The following is a 19,271-nucleotide window of genomic DNA, read 5'->3' as shown; positions in this document are numbered from 1 at the left end:
TTTTTGGATAAAAATTATTCGCTAAAATCTCTTCACTAAAACTTATTCACTAAAATCTAAAAGTACTTTGCAGCAGGTTTTCTGATCTTGTTCGAACAGAACCAGTGCATCGGTAACGTGCTTAAGTGGAAAGCTATGGGTGATCAGCTTTTCTGGATGGATTTTCTTTTCCTTCATCCATTCAATAACCTGAGGAAAACGAGCGCTATTGAGACGCGAGCTGAAGATTGAGATTTCCTTACTGGTGATGCTTTGCTGATTGAGTACGCATGGTTCGGAAGAGAATCCCATAATGCCAATACGCGCGGCGGGAGAGGCCAGCGCAATAGCCTGAGGCAAAATCGAGGGGTGGCAGGCGGCATCAACGATCAGCGTCGGGCGAATGCCTTCCTGCTTTAATACATCTGCTAAATCGAGATGGGTATTGTCGATAATGCGATCGGCACCGTTCGCCTGTGCCATCTGCAAGCGCTCAGGAATACGGTCGGCGACAATAATCGTAGCTACGCCATATACGCCGCGTAACGCCTGAATCACGGTTAAGCCCATTGGCCCCGCACCGTATACCAAGGCCACATCATTGGGTTGTGGTTTGAGCTGAGCACAAATATTAGCGGCAATGGTAAAGGGCTCAATCATGGTGGCTTCTGGTTCAGGGATGCTATCGGGGACGACATAAGCATTGCGTGCGGGCGCACAGGCATATTCGCTGAATCCACCATCGCGGTGTACGCCGATCACCTGTAACTCGGTGCAGACATTTGGCCGCGCAATGGAGCAAGGGTAACAGTGACCGCAGCTGACAACGGGATCGATAACCACGCGCTCACCTTGTCGGCTGGCGTCTACGCCTTCACCTACGGCATCAATAATGCCGAAAAACTCATGACCAATAACGCGTGGGTACTTGGCGAAAGGATTATGCCCACGGAAAATATGCACGTCTGAGCCGCAGATCCCAGCACGACGCACGCGAACTCTGACTTCACCCGCTTGTGGCTGCGGGATTGGACGATCCTCAATGACCAACTTTTCTGGCTGTTGAATAACGACACTTTTCATTGGAAATTCCTCTTAGTTACCAATTCCACAACGTGCCATCTTCGAGGCGCGCAACGGGCAAATAGGCCGGCTCATACGGATATTTAGCCGCGAGTTTTTCATCGAATTCGATACCGAGCCCAGGTTTGTCACCCGGATGCATGTATCCGTTATCGAAGGTCCAGCTGTGTGGGAACACTTCCAGCATTTGTTCGGAATAGCCCATGTATTCCTGAACGCCAAAATTAGGCACCCACAGATCAAAATGCAGCGCGGCAGCCATGCAAATTGGTGAGAGATCGGATGGGCCGTGAGAGCCGGTGCGCACCTGATACAACGCGGCGAAGTCGGCAATGCGGCGCATGCCGGTGATACCGCCCGCGTGGGTAATGGTGGTTCGGATATAATCGATGAGCTGCTCTTCAATCAGTTGCTTGCAGTCCCAGATGCTATTGAAGACTTCACCCACGGCGATGGGGGTAACGGTGTGCTGACGGATCAAACGGAAGCATTCCTGATTTTCTGCGGGCGTCGGGTCTTCCATCCAGAACAGACGATAGTCTTCAATGCTCTTGCCAAACCGCGCGGCCTCGATAGGCGTTAGGCGGTGATGCATGTCGTGCAGCAGATGTTCGTCAAAGCCAAAACGGTCACGGACGGCGGCAAATAATTTCGGAGTGAAATCGAGATATTTTTCCGTTGACCACAGCTGCTCTTCTGGCCAATTCCCTTTGGTGGCGGGCTCATAGGCTAGACCTTTGCCTTTGGACATCCCATAGGTGGTTTTCATACCCGGTACGCCGCACTGCACGCGAATGGCTTTAAAGCCGAGCTCCTTGTGTTTGGCGTAATCTTCCAACACGTCATCCAGCGAGTGGCCGGTGGTGTGGCAGTAAACCATCACGCCTTCGCGAGATGCACCGCCGAGCAGTTGATACAGCGGCATATTGGCGGCTTTGGCTTTGATATCCCACAGCGCCATATCCACGGCAGAAATGGCCGACATCGTGACGGGGCCGCGACGCCAATAAGCGCCCTTGTAGAAAAACTGCCAAATATCTTCGATCCTATGCGCGTCGCGTCCGATCAACTGTGGGCAAACGTGATCTTGTAAATAAGAAGCCACCGGCAATTCACGTCCGTTAAGTGTGGCGTCTCCGATGCCGGTTAGCCCGTCGTCAGTGGTGATCTTCAACGTGACAAAATTACGCCCTGGGCAGGTAACAAATACTTCAGCTTTAACAATCTTCATCTTTGAATTTCCTTAGCGCGGATTTTTCTCTGCTTGGAATGTGACCTTAATGATGACGGAAACATAAACCTGACATAACTACCATACAAGTATAATGATCGAAATTTGCCCGATGAGATCACGGTTTTAGTTGGGGGAAGAATGGGGGAAGAAAATGAGAGGTGCGCAGAGATTGCCCTTCCCAAATGGGAAAGGGCAGGGTGAAAATCAGACAGGATTAAGGCTTATCACGACCTGATTTAGCCAATCAGCGGACAATTTGGCGGCAGACGCAGGCTGATGGCATCGGGCTCGATTTCAATGCGGAAATGCTTGGCGCTCAAGGGCTCGCCGTCCAAATTGAGCGTCATTTCATGAGGCGAGGTAATTTCTAACCACGGCAACGAAGCCTCGATGACGTTTTTATTACTTTCGCCTTTCAGCAGGCTTTCTAGCAGCGCGGGCAGCAGTTCATCAGAGGTTAAAACGCGCAGGTCCAGTTTTCCATCATTGATTAAGGCCTCAGGGCACAACGGCTGCCCACCACCGGCTTGACGGCCATTGCCGATTGCAACCACCAGCGCATTGCCTTCCCACTGGAAATCAGGGCCGGAAATCTGACAAAAATCGGCCTTGAGCGTATCCATACGCAAAATCCCATGCAGAAAATAAGAAGCACCACCGAGAATGGATTTTAGTTTCTCCGGAGTTTCGGTGGTGATTTTAGTGCCGAATCCTCCCGTCGCCATATTGATAAAAACGCGTTTATCGTTGATACGGGCAAAGTCGATTGCCACTGCGCGCCCCTGCAAAGCAAGTTGAAGCGCCGCCTGAGGTTCTTCAGGGATTAAACAGGCGGTAGCAAAATCATTGGCCGTGCCAAGTGGTAATACCGCTAACACGGGGCGGGAGGATTCACTGTGTTGGCTCAGCGCATCAGACACTTCATTAATGGTGCCATCGCCGCCGCCGGCCACAATCGTTTCGACGCCGAGCTCTACGGCTTCCGCCACATAGCGCTTGGCATCGCCATGTTCCCACGTCACGCGGACATGCAGGGTATTTCCCGCGGTGCGTAACCCGTCAATCGCTTCACGCACGTCCTGATTGCCGGCGCCTTTGCCGTTCAAGATAACTAACGCGGAGTGTAACTGATGCATGTGTGATCTCCTGAAAAGGGTAAAAACGTCAATTCTTACATTGTTATAACATAGATATTCATTCTGTTTTACCCACATGAATTGCATTCGCCAATGAATATTAATGAAACCGCTCTCATCGGGAAATATAACGCAATAACTGGCGCTGAAAGGTTTCAGTTGAAAGGAATAAGTGAATTGATTAAATATAAAATAAACTTTAATTAAGTAAATCGCTTAATTAAAAACGTAATAGGTAGATTATCTGCTTTCGTTGTTATTTTAATTTAGCCAGATACTGGGAGTGATAATCTGAAAAATAAATTAATATATCAAAGTAACTATCTTTTTAACATAATGATTTTATTGGATAAAATATTTTACGAGGCAGAGGGGGATGAGTAAGAAAATAGAAACATTAAAGGATTTAAATAGTTTATTGAGGGGATTATAGGATGTTGAAGAAAAAAGAAAACCAGCCCAAGGGAGATTGGGCTGGCAAGGAGGTGGTTCCTAGTATTGCTTTTTCGTTATATCTTTTTGCCACTCAATAATATCTATATACGATAAGTTTAAGTGTGATCTTAATCTTATATTCGAAATATTAAGTACAAAAAGAGATAAAAAAAAGCGCAGCTTATAAGAAATAAGCTACGCCTAGGCGTTTAGCGGGCCGAATTACGCTGCGGTATGCGGATTACGCGTATCGGTGCCTGCCAAATTGCGCATCAATAGCGCGAATTGGAGATCCAAATCATCGGGAACTGGGATATAGACAATATGCCCGTCTCCCGGCGCGACTTGGGTTGGCTCGCCTTTCTTGTTTTGCATCGCTTCAAGCGTGAACTGCACGTTGCCTTTTGGCGTCATCATTTCAACGCTGTCGCCTAGAGAGAACTTATTCTTCACTAAGACTTCAGCATAACCATCGCGGCGTGCGCCTGTCAGTTCACCAACAAACTGCTGGCGATCGGATACAGAATAGCCGTAGTCGTAGTTCTGTTGATCTTCATGCACGTGGCGACGCAGGAAACCTTCGGTATAACCACGGTGCGCTAAGGCTTCTAGCGTGGTGAGCAACGTTGGGTCGAACGGTTTACCCGCAACGGCGTCATCAATTGCGCGACGATAGACCTGAGCGGTACGCGCGACGTAGTAGAAGGACTTAGTACGGCCTTCAATTTTCAATGAATGAACGCCCATTTGGGTCAGGCGCTCAACGTGCTGGATGGCACGCAGGTCCTTTGAGTTCATGATGTAAGTGCCGTGCTCGTCTTCGAATGCGCTCATGTATTCACCTGGGCGCATCGCTTCTTCTAGCATAAAGACTTTATCGGTCGGTGCACCGATACCCAGCGTTGGCTCAGCGGGTACTTCGGTGACAGGGATCGGCTCATGCACGTGAACAATATTGCCCACGGTATCTTCTTTGCCTTCCTGAACTTTATATTCCCAACGGCAGGCGTTGGTGCAGGTGCCCTGATTAGGATCACGCTTGTTGATATAGCCGGAAAGCAGGCAGCGGCCAGAATAGGCCATGCACAGTGCGCCATGCACAAAGATCTCAAGCTCCATATCAGGAACCTGCTGGCGAATTTCTTCAATTTCTTCCAGAGAAAGCTCACGCGACAGGATCACGCGGGTTAACCCCATTTGCTTCCAGAATTTTACCGTCGCCCAGTTAACCGCGTTAGCCTGTACGGAAAGATGAATTGCCATCTCAGGGAAGGCTTCGCGCACCATGGAAATCAATCCTGGATCGGACATAATCAGCGCGTCCGGCCCCATTTCGATGACCGGCTTCAGGTCACGCAGGAAAGTTTTCAATTTGGCGTTGTGCGGCGCGATATTCACCACCACGTAGAATTTTTTACCCAGCGCATGCGCTTCGTTGATGCCGAGGGCAAGATTCTCATGATTGAATTCGTTGTTGCGGACACGCAGGCTATAACGAGGTTGACCGGCATAAACAGCATCTGCGCCATAGGCGAACGCATAACGCATGTTTTTCAGCGTACCGGCCGGAGAGAGTAATTCCGGAGTAAACATAGGTTTGTATTTCTCTTTAAGGTCTGATCACAAGTCAGTCTGTACCTGTAGGTACAGTGAAGGCGGGCATTATAGAGGGTTCGGCGTGGGAGCACAATGAATGTGGGGGCATTTGGTTGCCCCCGAAAGATAATCACCCGTGCGTCAAATCTCTGATATCCGTCGTTGAGCCGTTTTTCACCACCGACTGAACGCCTTTGCGCGCTGCGCTCTCAGAGCTGTACATTTCACTGGTGCCGATCACCTGATGATTCTTTGCTTTGAGAATGAAATAGGGCTGGTCACTGCTGCTGTTTTTAATCTCAAATTGCGCTTCATCGGGAGAGTTTGACTGTACCGATGCAATACCGTTGTCAGCAGATGCCTTACTGGCATACATTTCGCTGGAAAGAATAATCTCTCCATTGCTGGCTTTTAGATTGAAGTGGAACTGTCCGTTCTTCGCTTTTTTGATTTCGTAATAGCCGATTGCCATGGGTATCTCCTTAATCTATCCCCGCCATACTCGAAGCCGAGTCAGCGTTAGCCGCGCTCGCAACGTGAATAATGACGGATAAGTATTGCAGTGATTAACTGCGTCAATAAGAGTGAGATGGATGCCGTTTACGCTGAATAAATCAGGATAAGTATAGACAATGGCTGGGTATTTGCAGGCATTTACCGGATTGGCGGAGGATAAGAAAGGGCGCTCCCGCGACAGGCGCGAGAGCGATGATGGCGGTTTTACAGCACTTTACACGGAGCTCCTTCCCAGCGGTAACCGATGCCGTAAACCGAGCGAATAAACGGCTCGCCGTTTTCGAGTTGCTCCAATTTACGACGCAAGTTTTTAATGTGGCTATCCACGGTACGGTCGGTGACGACGCGGTAATCATCGTACAGATGATTGAGCAACTGCTCGCGTGATAGCACGGTGCCAGGCTGCGTTGCCAATGTTTTCAAAAGACGAAATTCGGCAGGCGTTAAATCTAGCAGCTGATCTTTAAAACTGGCTTGATAACGGTTTTCATCGATGATCAAAACCGGTTCGGCGTTCGTTTCATTTTGGCGCACGCAGCGACGTAAAATGGTTTTGACGCGCGCCACGACTTCTCGTGGGCTGTAAGGCTTGCAGATATAGTCATCGGCGCCAATCTCCAGCCCCAGCAGGCGATCTATTTCTTCAATTTTCGCCGTTACCATCACAATCGGAACGTCAGAGAAGCGGCGGATCTCGCGGCACAGCGTTAAACCATCGGTGCCGGGCAGCATTAGGTCCAGCAGAATTAAATCCGGTGGCGTTTGGTGGACATAGGGCAATACCTGATTTCCATCCGCCAGCAGGTGGGGCTGATAGCCTCCAGCGGTCAGATAGTCGATCAGCAGTTGTCCTAATTTGGGTTCGTCTTCGACGATCAACACCCGTTGTCCTTCGGGATCAACGTCCATGCTTCCAGCAATACTGTTCATACCCATTACCTTCCTCTTAGCTCTCTGTATCAAGCGGCAGTTGCAGGCTGATGGTTAAGCCTCCCAGCGGCGAATGCTCTGCGGTCATTTGTCCGCCGTGCGCTTCCACAATATTTTGGCAGATAGATAACCCTAAACCGGAGCCGCCGCTGGCGCGGTTGCGCGAACCTTCGGCTCGATAAAAACGTTCAAATATCTTCTGAAGCTGCTCATCGGTCACTCCAGGGGCGCTGTCTTGCCAATAAAGCTGCAAATAGGTATCGCGGATTTGACCCTGTACCTTCAGTTGCCCATTGCCATCAGTATATCGCAGGCTATTTTCGAATAAATTATTGAACAGCTGTAGCAAGCGATCGGGATCGCCAAAGACGCAGGCTTTTTCGGGCAGGTCGAGCGAAAGCACAATGTTTTTCATCGCGAAACGGTCGTGGAATGCGCTAGCGGCGATTTGCACCAGATGAATGACGTCAATGTGCTCTTTGCGGTAAGCAAGGGCACCGGCGTCAGACATCGAGAGCTGATGCAGGTCATTGACCAGTTTGGTTAGCGTGCTCACTTCAGCCTGTAACGATGCCAACGAATCCTGCGTCATTTGGCGAACGCCGTCTTGCATGGCTTCTAATTCGCCACGCAGCACCGCCAATGGCGTGCGTAGCTCATGGGAAACGTCGGCCATGAGCGCGCGGCGAATATGCTCATTCTTTTCCAGCGTGATGGCGAGCTGGTTGAAGTCTTGCGCCAGCTTGCCCAATTCGTCGCGTGATTCCACTTCAACGCGGGTAGAAAAATTACCGGCGGCGAGTCGATGCATGGCGTCGACTAAGCGTTTAACCGGTGCCAGCATACTGCGTGATAGCGCCCAGGTCACGCCCGCCGCCAGCAGCGTTGCCAGCGCCACAATCAGCCAGCTGGTGCGCCGTTGCTGCAAATCAAAATTGATATCTGTATTCCGCGTTAAACGTTCCGGCGGTGTCGTGACCACCCATCCCACCGTGTTCCCTTGGTACGTGACCGGTTGGCGAGTGCCTTCGGTGGGGATTTCGCCCGGCGGCCCGACCATTTTGCGATTGTTGCTATCAATCACCCAAAACGGCGTGCGCCAGCCGTGCGGAGGCAGCGTATCGTTGCCTTCGTTGCTTTGCTCAATGTTATGCATGATTTGGAAAATGACGCGGTCGTTATGGCGAAGAAAGCGCCAGCTTCCGGCCTGCGCGTAGCGCTCTTCCAGCTCAGAGGCCAACAGCCGCACCCGTTGTTCATTGCCGTGCTTGATGTAGTCGATAAAGCCGCGTTCGAAACTCACACGCACGCCCCAGTGCATCGTGATTAGCACTAGAATGCAGGTGGAGAAAATGGCAAGAAATAGCTTGCCTGTGATACCGAGCTTCATGGTTCCTCCTTGCGACGGCGCGCTGTGCGTTCAAGAGTGCTGTTTTCCAGTGTGTCGTCCGGTACGCGTAAAAATACCAGCGCGGGTAGGGCAATAATCAGAGCAATACAGACATAGGTGAATAAAAATGCCTGATGGATCTCTAGGCTATTCGCGGTGATTTGATGGTGTGAGAACATGCCGAGCAGGATACCCGCGACGCTCACACCTAAGCTCATGGACAGTTGCATAATCATCGACAGCAAACTGTTGCCGCTGCTGGCCAGTTCATCGGGTAAATCTTTCAGCGTGAGCGTATTCATCGATGAAAAACGCATGGCGTTAATCATGCCTTGAAAGAACAGCACCAGCGGGATAGCCCAAAGGCTGATATACATTGCGGTAAACGGCAGCGCTAAACTAACGACGGCTAACGCCAACGTGGCTCCGACCAACACCCGACGATAGCCGAACTGATTCACGACCCGCACCACGATACGCTTCATGCCCATACTGCCGATGATCATTGGGATCATCATCAGTCCAGCGTGAAACGGTGAGAATCCCATGCCGATTTGCAGGAAAATGGGCGTCATGAATGGCAGCATTCCGCTGCCGATCCGCCCGAGAAAACTGCCGCTCAGCCCGAGAGAAAACGTTTTGGTTTTTAGCAGATCAAGGCTAAACAGCGGGGCATCGCTGCGCTTGGCGTGCCAGTAATAACTGGTTAGCGCGATGCCGCCGGACAGTATTAGGCCATAAATCATGTTGGTATTAAGCCCGAGCCCTTTATGACCATCGAGCGCCAGCGTCAGCGTTGCCATTCCAACGGCGAGCATCACAAACCCTCTGATATCAAAACGCCGCGTTTGCATACTGTAATTAGGCATCAGCCACAGCGTCGCGATGGCACCGATAATACCGACGGGTAAATTGATTAAAAAGATCCAGTGCCAGCTAGCGTATTGCACCAGAAATCCACCGAGCGCAGGGCCAACCAGCGGGCCAATCTGGCCGGGGAGCGTGACGAAGGTCATCGCCGCCATATATTGGCTACGCGGCACTATTTTCATCACGGTTAAACGCCCAACCGGCACCATCATTGCGCCGCCAATACCTTGCAGTACGCGAGCCATCAGCAGTTGGTTTAGGGTTTCAGCCTGAGCACAAAATAGCGATCCCAACGTAAACAACACAATTGCGCTGAAGAAAACACGTTTCACGCCCACGCGGTCGGCCAGCCAGCCACTGGCGGGTAACATCACCGCCACGGTGAGCACATAAGCCACCACCACCGACTGCATGCGCAGCGGGCTTTCCCCAAGGCTTGCGGCCATTGCGGGCAACGCCGTGTTGACGATGGTGGTATCCAACGTTTGCATGAAGAAGCCAAAAGCGACAATCCATAGCTGCCAGCGGACCGAGGCGGATTGTTCAGGCATGGATAAAGCTCCGGTAAGTTAAGTCATTATTTAGGTTCAGTGAGTTATTCCGAACGCTAACAGGCATTGTTGTTTTACTGTGTGAACCAGCAAGCGTCCGGACTAGGGGGCTCGCCGCCGCCCCCTAGTGACCCGGCTCGGCACCACCTACCAGCCTGCTGCGCAGGTTCCTTCGCTGCAAACTCTGGGCTTAATCGCACTATCGTAGAGTCGTTCCCGACTCCCTACGATTCTCGCGGCGTCCATGCCGCTCGTGCTTGCCCGCCGTTTTCCGCTCAGCTGTCCGGTAATGTGCCGTTGTACAAGGTCTATCTCGGCAGCGGTTTTAGCGTTTTAACTTTGCTAAAGCGGCTGCGTAGTCGGTCAAAATAGAGATACACCACCGGCGTGGTGTAGAGCGTGAGTAACTGGCTCATCACCAAACCACCGGCAATCGTGATACCTAAAGGCTGACGCAGTTCTGCGCCGTCGCCGCTGCTAAACGCCAGAGGCAATGCGCCAAACAGCGCCGCCATGGTGGTCATCATAATCGGGCGGAAACGCAGCAGACAGGCTTGGAATATCGCATCGCGCGGGCTCATGCCGCCGTTACGTTCGGCCTCTAGCGCAAAATCGACCATCATAATGGCGTTCTTCTTCACTATCCCTATCAGTAGCATGATGCCGATTAGCGCAATCAGGCTGAAAGGTGCGCCAAACATTTCTAACGCCAACAGCGCGCCCACGCCTGCCGAAGGCAGGGTAGACAGAATCGTCAGCGGATGCACGTAGCTTTCATATAGAACACCCAGCACGATATACACCGTCGCAATGGCAGCCAGAATCAAAATGATCTGCGAGTTTTGGGTATCTTGGAAAACCTGTGCGGTGCCCGCGAAGCTACCACGTACCGTATTCGGTACGCCCAATGCGGTCATGGTGCGTTCAATCGCGGCAGAAGCATCAGACAGCGCGCCTCCTTCTGGCAGGTTGAAGGAGATAGTCGATGCGGCGGTTAAGCCCTGATGGTTAACCGATAGCGGCGCGTTGGCAGGCTGCCATTTTGCAAAATAGGAAAGCGGGATCGCTTTGCCGTCGCTGTTAATCACAAACATTTTATCCAGCGAACTTTCGTCCTGCGTATACTCCGGCGCCACTTCCATCACCACGTGATACTGGTTAAGCGGCTGATAGATAGTTGAAATCTGCCGTTGACCGAAGGCGTTATTGAGCAAGGCGTTTGCATCAGCTACGTTAATGCCCAAGCGCGCCATACTTTCGCGATCATAGGTCAGCGCCAGCTCCGAGCCTTTATCTTGCTGATCGGAACTGACATCGGCCAGTTCAGGAAGTTTGGCAAAGGCCGCGCGAATTTTAGGCTCCCATTTGCGCAGCTCGGAAAGATCGTCCGATAGCAGCGTGTATTGGTAGCTGGCGTTGCCTTGGCGACCGCCCACGCGAATATCTTGCACCGCCATCAGGAACAAATTCGCCCCCGGCTCTTTGGCCAGCTTGCCACGCAGACGTGCAATCACGTGCTGAGCATCGTCTTTACGCTCACCTAACGGTTTCAACGAGATAAACATCATGCCGCTGTTAACGTTCGAGCCACCGGTGAAGCCGGTCACGTTATCCACATCGGGATCGCTGCGCACGATTTTCATGAAGTCTTGCAGCTTGCCCCGCATCGCCTGAAACGAAATGCTCTGGTCGGCTTGAATAAAGCCCATCAAGCGGCCGGTATCCTGTTCAGGGAAGAAGGTTTTAGGAATAGAAATATACAGCCAGATATTCAGGCCGATGGTGGCGATTAGGACCAGCAACACCCAGCGGGCATGGTTTAATACCCAGCCCAAACTCTTGCCGTAGCCTTGCTGCATTTTCAGCAACAGCTTACCAAAGCCGCGGATCCGTTCCTGATGGCGTGATGGGCGCTTTTTAAGCAGATGCGCGCACATCATTGGTGTGAGCGTGAGTGAAATCACCAGCGATATACCGATAGCCACCGAAAGCGTGACCGAAAACTCACGGAACAAACGCCCCGGCAAACCGCTCATCAACAGCAGCGGAATAAACACCGCCACCAGAGACAGGCTCATGGAGAGCACGGTGAACCCTACTTCACGCGCACCAATCAGCGCCGCTTTTTTCGGTTCCATGCCCGCTTCCACGTGGCGTGAAATATTCTCCAGCACCACAATGGCGTCATCGACCACAAATCCGGTCGCGATCGTCAGCGCCATCAGCGAAAGGTTATTCAGGCTAAAGTCGCACAGATACATGGCGGCGAAGGTGCCGATGAGCGAAACCGGCACGGCAACGGCGGGGATCAGCGTAGCTCGGCCAGATCGCAAGAACAGGAATACCACCATGATCACCAAGCCCACGGCGATAGACAGCGAGCTTTCTACTTCGTCAAGCGAAGCACGGATGGTGGGTGAACGATCCTGCGCCACCTGTAGATCGATAGACGCGGGGATCAGCGCTTTAAACTCAGGGATCTCCGCGCGAATGCGATCGACGGTTTCGATAATGTTGGCGTCAGCGCTACGGCGGATCATGATCAAAATGGCGGGCTTGGCGTCGGTCATACCCGCGTTACGCACGTCTTCTACCGAATCTTTAACGTTGGCGACGTCACTGAGTCGCACCGCAGATCCGTTGTTGTAATGAATAATTAAGGGCTGATAGTCCTGCGCGGTTTTGATTTCATCGTTGGTTTGCACCTGCCAGCGTTGATTTTGTGCGTCAACGGCCCCTTGAGGGCGACGTACGTTCGCGTTGGCAATGGAAGAGCGCACGCTATCGAGCGAAACGCCCTGATTAAACAGTGCTTCAGGATTGAGCTCGACGCGCACCGCAGGCAAAGAACTCCCGCCAACCGAAACGTCGCCCACGCCGTCTACCTGCGCGATTTTTTGCGCCAGCTGAGTGGAGGCGATGTCGTAAAGTTTCGCTTGGTCATAGGTGTCTGACGTCAGCGTCATGATCATGATCGGCGCATCAGACGGATTAGCTTTGCGATAGCTTGGGCGACTCGGCATGCCCGACGGCAGCAGGCTCTGTGCCGCATTAATTGCGGCCTGCACGTCGCGTGCGGCGCCGTTGATGTCACGGTTAAAATCAAACTGAATGATGATACGCGTGCTGCCGAGCGAGCTGGATGAGGTCATCTCGCTGATTCCGGCAATACGGCCTAACGCACGCTCCAGCGGTGTCGCCACCGATGACGCCATGGTTTCAGGCGAGGCGCCCGGCAGAGACGCGCTCACCATAATGACCGGATAATCCACCTGTGGCAGCGGCGCGACGGGCAATAATCTGAAGCCCAGAATGCCGCACAGCGTAATGGCCAGCGTCAGCAGCGTGGTGGCGACTGGCCGGTTGATGAACAGGGCGAAGAAGCCTTTCGATGGAGAGAACTTCACTGGACGTTCTCCTGCGGATCTTTAGCCGGATGCGTATTTCGCGAAACCTTATCAAACAGCAGGTAAATCACCGGCGTGGTGAACAGCGTCAGAATTTGGCTCATGATCAAACCGCCGACCATGCAAATCCCCAGCGGCTGGCGCAGTTCGGCCCCTACGCCGGTGCTGAGCATCAGCGGCAGAGCACCCAACAATGCCGCCAGCGTAGTCATCAGAATAGGACGGAAACGCAGCAAACAGGCTTGATAAATGGCGTCATACGGCGCCATTCCTTGCTCACGCTCGGCGGCAAGGGCGAAGTCGATCATCATGATGGCGTTTTTCTTCACGATACCGATTAGCAAAATGATGCCGATAATGGCAATCACGTCGAGCTCGCTGCCCGCCATAATTAGCGCCAATAATGCGCCCACCCCAGCGGTCGGCAGCGTTGACAGGATGGTGACTGGATGAATAAAGCTTTCATACAGCACGCCCAGAACGATATACATCGCGACAATTGCCGCCACGATAAGCCACAGCGTGTTGCCCAGCGCCGATTCAAACGCGAGCGTTGCACCTTGGAAATTCGTGGTGATATCAACGGGCATATTAAGCTGCTGCTCGGTGCTGGTGATGGTTTTCATCGCCTGCTCGAGCGAGTAGCCGTCGGTAACGTTGAACGACACCGTGGTGGATGGGAACTGGTCGAGGTGGTTAATCGACAGCGGCCCAAAACGCTCCTCAATAGTAGCAATTGCGTTCAACGGTACGTTTTTGCCATCGCTGCTGGTGAGATACACATCGTTAAACGCGGCTAAACCCGTGTTGTGATCCTGATTATGCTCCATCACCACGCGATACTGGTTGGCTTGGGTATAAATCGTGGAGATCAACCGCTGGCCGAAAGCGTTATACAGCGCGTTATCCACGTCGGCCATGGTAATGCCTAAACGGCTGGCGGTGTCGCGATTAACGTTCACAAAGGCCACTAATCCCTGATCCTGCCAGTCACTGCTCACGTCTTTCAGCATCGGTGATTTTTGCAGTTCACCTATCAGCTTTGGCACCCACGTACTCAGTTCGTCCAGCGACATGGCCTGCAAGGTGAACTGGTACTGTGTACGGCTCACCTGCGTATCGATGGTCAGATCCTGAACCGGTTGCAGATAAAGCTGAATTCCGGGGATCTTGTCGGCCATTTTTTGCAGGCGCGGGATGATCTGCTGAACGCGATCTTTACGTTCGTCCAGTGGCTTGAGGTTGATCTGTAACCGTCCGCTGTTTAGCGTGGCGTTGGTGCCATCCACGCCGATAAATGAGCTCAGGCTCGCGACGTCAGGATCTTTAAGAATTTCAGCCGCCAGCGTTTGTTGACGCTGCGCCATTTCGCTAAAGGAAACCGACTGAGGTGCCTGAACGGTGCCTTGAATCAGACCGTTATCCTGAATAGGGAAGAAGCCTTTAGGAATAAAAATATACAGTAGAACGGTCAGCACCAACGTGCTTAGCGCCACGCTCAGCGTGAGCATAGGGTGATTCAATACGACTTTGAGCCATTCGCCATATTTGGCGATGACGCGTTCGAAGAAGCGCTCGCTGGCACGCGAGAAGCGGTTTTGTTTGCGCAGCGATTCATGGCTGAGCATACGTGCGCACATCATTGGCGTTAGGGTTAACGACACCACCGCCGAAATCAGGATCGCCACCGCCAAGGTAACCGCAAATTCGCGGAACAGTCGCCCGATAATATCGCCCATAAACAGCAGTGGGATTAGCACCGCAATCAGGGAGAATGTCAGAGAAATAATGGTGAAACCAATTTCTCCCGCGCCTTTCAACGCGGCATCCAGCGGTTTTTCGCCTTTTTCGATATAGCGCGAGATGTTTTCGATCACCACGATGGCGTCATCGACCACGAAACCGGTGGCGATAGTCAGGGCCATCAAGGTGAGGTTGTTGATCGAAAAATCGAGGAAATACATGACGGCGAACGTACCCACCAGCGACAACGGCACCGCCACGCTAGGAATGATCGTGGCGGGAACATTGCGCAAGAACAGGTAAATCACCATCACCACCAGCGCAATCGCCAGCAGCAGTTCGGTCTGAACATCGCTGACCGAGGCACGAATGGTTTCGGTGCGGTCAGTTAGCACCGTCATTTTTACTGATTTTGGCAGACTTTCTGTCAGCTGTGGCAGCAATGACTGAATGCTGTCGGCCGTGGTAATAACGTTCGCACCCGGCTGGCGCTGAACGTTTAAAATGATGGCGGGTTTGGTGTTAGCCCACGCGGCCAGTTTAGTATTTTCTGCCGCCTGTTCGATGGTTGCCACGTCGCTTAAACGAACCGGCGCACCGTTGGCATAGGCGACGATCAGATCGCGATAGTCTTCTGCCGACTTCATTTGGTCGTTGGCAGACAGCGTAACCGAGCGCGTTGGGCCGTCAAAGCTCCCCTTCGCCGAGTTAACGTTGGCGTTAACGATAGCGGTACGTATGGTTTCACTGTCTAAGCCATAGGCGGCAACCGCCGGTGCGTTCAAACGCACGCGCACCGCAGGACGCTGACCGCCTGAAATCGTTACCAGACCCACGCCGCTAACCTGCGAGATTTTCTGCGAAATGCGGGTTTCCACCATATCTTCAACCTGCGTCATCGCCACGGCATCCGAGGTGACGGCGATGGTCATGATCGGTGGATCGGCAGGGTTAACCTTGCTGTAAATTGGCGGATAGGGCAGGTCGGTCGGCAGCAAATTGGTGGCAGCGTTAATTGCAGCCTGAACCTCTTGCTCCGCGACGTCGAGCGGCAGCGTTAGCTGAAATTGTAAGGTAATCACCGACGCGCCGCCGGAGCTTTGCGACGACATCTGTTTTAAGCCCGACATCTGGCCGAACTGACGTTCTAGCGGTGCGGTAATCGCAGACGTTGTGACGTCAGGGCTGGCGCCCGGATAAAGTGTCACTACCTGAATCGTTGGGTAATCTACTTCTGGCAACGCGGAAACCGACAGTGAGCGGTAACCCACGATCCCCGCCAGCAGAATAGCCACCATCAGCAGCGTGGTGGCTACCGGACGCAGAATAAACAGGCGAGAAGGCCCACCGGCGGCGGGCGTTTCGTTTTTAGGCTCTTCAGAACCGACAGGCGTGTGTTGCATTATGACTTGTCCTGTTTACCAGCGTTCTGCTTATCCGTGTTTGGTTTAGCAGGAATATCTTTGCCTGCTTGTGCCTGAGTCTGTGCGGCATTTTCGCTATGCGGGGCAATCACTTCGACGGTTGCGCCTTCGGTTAACTGATCGATACCGTCAGTCACCACGCGCTCACCCGCAGAGAGTCCGCCGGTAATAACCACGTCAGAGGCATCACGGGTTCCCACGGATACGGCGTGCTTACTCACCTGATTTTTATCATTCAATACCCATACGAAGTTGCCTTCGTTCCCCATTTGAACTGCGGCCGCAGGCGCTACCACGGCGTCGCTTTGGGTGGATACTTTCAGGCGCACGTTAACAAACTGATTGGGGAATAAGGTGTCGTCTTGGTTATCAAAACGCGCCTTAATTTTGATGGTGCCGGTGCTGGTATCGATCTGGTTATCCATGCTCAGCAAGGTGCCGGTGGTGAGTAAGTGCTGATTGGAGCGATCCCACGCTTCCACCTCTAACTTGCCGTTTTCTTTTTGTGCCTGCTGAATGCTGGCAATATTCGCTTCTGGCAGCGTGAAAACCACGTCAATCGGATGCGTTTGGGTTAATACCACTAAACCGGTGGTATCACCGCTGGTGATATAGTTGCCTTCATCAACCAGCTTCAACCCCACGCGGCCATCAATGGGGGCAGTGATACGGCTGTAGGTCAACTGAAGCTTGGCGCTGTCAACGGCACCCTGATCGGCCACGATGCTACCCTGCGTTTGCGTCACTAGAGAGGCCTGCGTATCCAGCTCTTGCTTAGAAACCATATTGGTTTTGCTGAGCTGTTGATAACGCGCTAAGTCACGACGCGCATTGGCTAAAATGGCCTGATCTTTGGCTAGTTGCCCTTGGGCTTGCGCCAGTTGAACTTGGAAAGGACGCGGGTCGATCTCTGCCAGCAAATCACCGGCTTTGACCTGTTGGCCTTCGGTGAAGTGAATTTTCATCAGTTGACCGTCGACGCGACTGCGCACGGTGACCGTATTGGCTGCCGTGACCGTTCCTAAACCGGTGAGGTAGTTAGGCACGTTAGATATGCGTGTTTCTGCCGCCTGAACCGGAGCCAATATGCCACTGCCGCCACGACGACCGCCGGCTTTGCCACCAGCTTTCCCTTTTTGTGCCTGTTCTGCGCCAGCCGCGGGCGCTTCGGTGCCGCTGCTGGTGTAACGCCAAACAATGACGCCAGCCACAACAAGAACGGCGATAGCCCACCAAAGGCGTTTACGGGAGGTCGGTTTATTGAAAGCACTCATTGCAGACTGAATTCTCCAGAGAAATATCCCCGCCGTAGCAGGAATATAAAAATTGGACTTAGTGGCCCAATCACAAACAAATTAGTTACTCGTGTCAGTTTACTATTCTAGGCCGTCAGCTTTATCTAAAAATGAAGGAAATGTGGAAGATAAGTCAGATAGGGTAAGACCTTTCTGGATTTAGCCTAAATTGTCTATCACCTATACGAATAATTAGTGCTAATAGTATTCGTTATCAGCGTTGTTTTCTCAAATCTCAACACAGGAGCCAATAATGAATTTACGTGAGCTAGGACGTTCTGGTATTCGAGTTCCGACCATTACCTTCGGGGGGAACGTATTTGGTTGGACAGTGGATCAAGCAACCTCGTTTAGCCTGCTAGACGCATTGCTAGACCACAAGCTGAATTTCATTGATACCGCCGACGTTTACTCTGCGTGGGTGCCAGGAAATTTCGGCGGTGAGTCTGAAACTATTATCGGCAACTGGCTGCAAAAAAGCGGCAAGCGTGACCAAATTATTCTGGCTACCAAGGTGGGTAAACCGATGGGGCCACAGCTGAAAGGGCTATCGGCACGTTATATCCGCGAGGCGGTAGAAGCCTCTCTGCGCCGCTTGAAAACCGACTATATCGATCTCTATCAAGCGCATGATGACGACCAAAATACGCCGCTGGCAGAAACGATGAGTACTTTTGATACGTTGATCAAAGAGGGCAAGGTGCGTGCGATTGGGGCGTCGAACTACAGTGCGGAACGCTTGGCTAAAGCATTGGATGTGAGTGCGAAGCTGGGCTTAGCGCGTTATGAAACCATTCAACCCGAATACAATTTATACGACCGCCATGATTTCGAAGTTGAGCTGGCACCGCTGGTACAAAAAGAAGGTTTGGGCGTAATTAACTACTATGCGTTGGCCAGCGGGTTCCTCTCGGGAAAATACCGCAGCGCCGAAGATGCCCACAAAAGTGCACGTGGTAACGGAATTGTGGAGAAATACCTCAATAGCCGTGGATTGGGGATTCTTGATGCGCTGGAGCAGGTGGCCCATGAGGTCAATGTCTCGCCGGTGGCGGTGGCATTAGCTTGGCAAATCGCACAACCAGGGATTACCTCACCGATTGCGAGTGCAACGTCGTTAAAACAGCTGAGCGAGCTCGCGGTGGCGGCTAATCTCAGCTTGAGCACGGAACAGGTTAGGGTGATTACCGATGCCAGCGCCTACTAAATAAACGTTCAGTTAATGAGCGCTTGAAGCCATAACCGGCGCGGGTCTCTCACAGTGTGAACTAAGTCAGTGACAGCACTGTTTTTTTCATACAAGATGCAGTAACCCCTTCTCAATATAGGTGCCATAGTATGTTGAATGTAAATGAGTATTTTGCTGGTAAAGTGAAGTCGATTGGTTTTGACAGTGGCAGCATTGGGCGTCAGAGCATTGGCGTAATGGACGCAGGGGAATACACCTTCTCAACCGATAAGCCGGAAGAGATGACGGTGATTACAGGTGCATTGCGTGTGTTAATTCCGGGTGCGCCTGATTGGCAGGTGTTCTCATCAGGTGAAACGTTCTTTGTTCCTGGGCATAGCGAGTTTAACTTGCAGGTTGCGGAACCTACTTCGTATCTGTGTAAATATTTGAGCTAAGATTTCTTAGTCTCAAACAAACGGGCTGGAGTTTAACTTCAGCCCGTTTTTGTAGG

13 protein-coding genes are annotated in these 19,271 nt (G+C 52.2%); 2 read left to right on the top strand and 11 right to left on the bottom strand.

The annotated features are described in order from the left end of the window. Window positions 1-42 precede the first annotated feature (42 nt). The 11 genes from RSC70_RS03530 to RSC70_RS03480 all read right to left on the bottom strand — a co-directional run bounded on the left by RSC70_RS03530 (window position 43) and on the right by RSC70_RS03480 (window position 17,568). Window positions 43-1,062, bottom strand: coding sequence for a Zn-dependent oxidoreductase (locus RSC70_RS03530; RefSeq protein WP_332541699.1), 1,020 nt, complete (start codon window positions 1,060-1,062; stop codon window positions 43-45). Between the two features lie 16 nt (window positions 1,063-1,078). Continuing rightward, on the bottom strand, window positions 1,079-2,293 hold the full coding sequence (gene rspA, locus RSC70_RS03525) for a starvation-sensing protein RspA (protein ID WP_103010204.1): 1,215 nt from the start codon (window positions 2,291-2,293) through the stop codon (window positions 1,079-1,081). 239 nt (window positions 2,294-2,532) lie between these two features. Next, window positions 2,533-3,432 (bottom strand): lipid kinase YegS, encoded by a 900-nt coding sequence (yegS, locus tag RSC70_RS03520; protein ID WP_040047227.1) that lies wholly within the window; start codon window positions 3,430-3,432, stop codon window positions 2,533-2,535. A gap of 657 nt (window positions 3,433-4,089) precedes the next feature. After that, complete coding sequence (gene trhP, locus RSC70_RS03515; RefSeq protein ID WP_040047226.1) at window positions 4,090-5,460, bottom strand: prephenate-dependent tRNA uridine(34) hydroxylase TrhP; 1,371 nt, start codon at window positions 5,458-5,460, stop codon at window positions 4,090-4,092. Window positions 5,461-5,593: 133 nt separating this feature from the next. After that, entirely contained in the window at window positions 5,594-5,935 is a 342-nt protein-coding gene (locus tag RSC70_RS03510; protein ID WP_332541698.1) for a YegP family protein, read from the bottom strand. Between the two features lie 248 nt (window positions 5,936-6,183). Next, a complete protein-coding gene (baeR, locus tag RSC70_RS03505; protein ID WP_332541785.1) occupies window positions 6,184-6,888 on the bottom strand; it encodes a two-component system response regulator BaeR in 705 nt (234 codons plus the stop codon). A 37-nt stretch (window positions 6,889-6,925) separates the two neighbouring features. Next, window positions 6,926-8,299 (bottom strand): two-component system sensor histidine kinase BaeS, encoded by a 1,374-nt coding sequence (gene baeS / locus RSC70_RS03500; RefSeq protein ID WP_040047224.1) that lies wholly within the window; start codon window positions 8,297-8,299, stop codon window positions 6,926-6,928. Next, window positions 8,296-9,720: an MFS transporter gene (locus RSC70_RS03495; protein WP_332541697.1), complete on the bottom strand. Its 1,425-nt coding sequence runs from the start codon at window positions 9,718-9,720 to the stop codon at window positions 8,296-8,298. The genes baeS and RSC70_RS03495 overlap by 4 nt, the downstream gene beginning before the upstream one ends. Before the next feature lie 308 nt (window positions 9,721-10,028). Further along, window positions 10,029-13,127, bottom strand: a complete 3,099-nt coding sequence (gene mdtC, locus RSC70_RS03490; RefSeq protein ID WP_282813911.1) for a multidrug efflux RND transporter permease subunit MdtC — start codon at window positions 13,125-13,127, stop codon at window positions 10,029-10,031. After that, the gene (locus RSC70_RS03485; RefSeq protein ID WP_332541696.1) at window positions 13,124-16,273 is read right to left on the bottom strand and encodes an MdtB/MuxB family multidrug efflux RND transporter permease subunit; all 3,150 of its coding nucleotides are present in this window, start codon (window positions 16,271-16,273) and stop codon (window positions 13,124-13,126) included. The genes mdtC and RSC70_RS03485 overlap by 4 nt, the downstream gene beginning before the upstream one ends. Beyond that, window positions 16,273-17,568, bottom strand: a complete 1,296-nt coding sequence (locus RSC70_RS03480) for an MdtA/MuxA family multidrug efflux RND transporter periplasmic adaptor subunit (protein ID WP_046457189.1) — start codon at window positions 17,566-17,568, stop codon at window positions 16,273-16,275. The genes RSC70_RS03485 and RSC70_RS03480 overlap by 1 nt, the downstream gene beginning before the upstream one ends. Before the next feature lie 274 nt (window positions 17,569-17,842). On the opposite strand from RSC70_RS03480, the gene RSC70_RS03475 reads away from it, so the two are divergent. After that, window positions 17,843-18,796, top strand: coding sequence for an aldo/keto reductase (locus RSC70_RS03475; protein ID WP_332541694.1), 954 nt, complete (start codon window positions 17,843-17,845; stop codon window positions 18,794-18,796). A gap of 131 nt (window positions 18,797-18,927) precedes the next feature. Continuing rightward, on the top strand, window positions 18,928-19,215 hold the full coding sequence (ppnP, locus tag RSC70_RS03470) for a pyrimidine/purine nucleoside phosphorylase (protein WP_004091927.1): 288 nt from the start codon (window positions 18,928-18,930) through the stop codon (window positions 19,213-19,215). Window positions 19,216-19,271: the final 56 nt, after the last annotated feature.

This window comes from Hafnia sp. (assembly GCF_036648275.1).
Classification (GTDB): domain Bacteria; phylum Pseudomonadota; class Gammaproteobacteria; order Enterobacterales; family Enterobacteriaceae; genus Hafnia; species Hafnia alvei.
Note: the sequence above shows the minus strand (reverse complement) of the source record. Positions and strands in the feature narration are given on the sequence as shown.

What these genes read in the sequence shown, in the direction of transcription:
- RSC70_RS03530 (WP_332541699.1), bottom strand. Translation starts at nt 1,062, where the DNA reads ATGAAAAGTGTCGTTATTCAACAGCCAGAAAAGTTGGTCATTGAGGAT.
- rspA (WP_103010204.1), bottom strand. Translation starts at nt 2,293, where the DNA reads ATGAAGATTGTTAAAGCTGAAGTATTTGTTACCTGCCCAGGGCGTAAT.
- yegS (WP_040047227.1), bottom strand. Translation starts at nt 3,432, where the DNA reads ATGCATCAGTTACACTCCGCGTTAGTTATCTTGAACGGCAAAGGCGCC.
- trhP (WP_040047226.1), bottom strand. Translation starts at nt 5,460, where the DNA reads ATGTTTACTCCGGAATTACTCTCTCCGGCCGGTACGCTGAAAAACATG.
- RSC70_RS03510 (WP_332541698.1), bottom strand. Translation starts at nt 5,935, where the DNA reads ATGGCAATCGGCTATTACGAAATCAAAAAAGCGAAGAACGGACAGTTC.
- baeR (WP_332541785.1), bottom strand. Translation starts at nt 6,888, where the DNA reads ATGGACGTTGATCCCGAAGGACAACGGGTGTTGATCGTCGAAGACGAA.
- baeS (WP_040047224.1), bottom strand. Translation starts at nt 8,299, where the DNA reads ATGAAGCTCGGTATCACAGGCAAGCTATTTCTTGCCATTTTCTCCACC.
- RSC70_RS03495 (WP_332541697.1), bottom strand. Translation starts at nt 9,720, where the DNA reads ATGCCTGAACAATCCGCCTCGGTCCGCTGGCAGCTATGGATTGTCGCT.
- RSC70_RS03485 (WP_332541696.1), bottom strand. Translation starts at nt 16,273, where the DNA reads ATGCAACACACGCCTGTCGGTTCTGAAGAGCCTAAAAACGAAACGCCC.
- RSC70_RS03480 (WP_046457189.1), bottom strand. Translation starts at nt 17,568, where the DNA reads ATGAGTGCTTTCAATAAACCGACCTCCCGTAAACGCCTTTGGTGGGCT.
- RSC70_RS03475 (WP_332541694.1), top strand. Translation starts at nt 17,843, where the DNA reads ATGAATTTACGTGAGCTAGGACGTTCTGGTATTCGAGTTCCGACCATT.
- ppnP (WP_004091927.1), top strand. Translation starts at nt 18,928, where the DNA reads ATGTTGAATGTAAATGAGTATTTTGCTGGTAAAGTGAAGTCGATTGGT.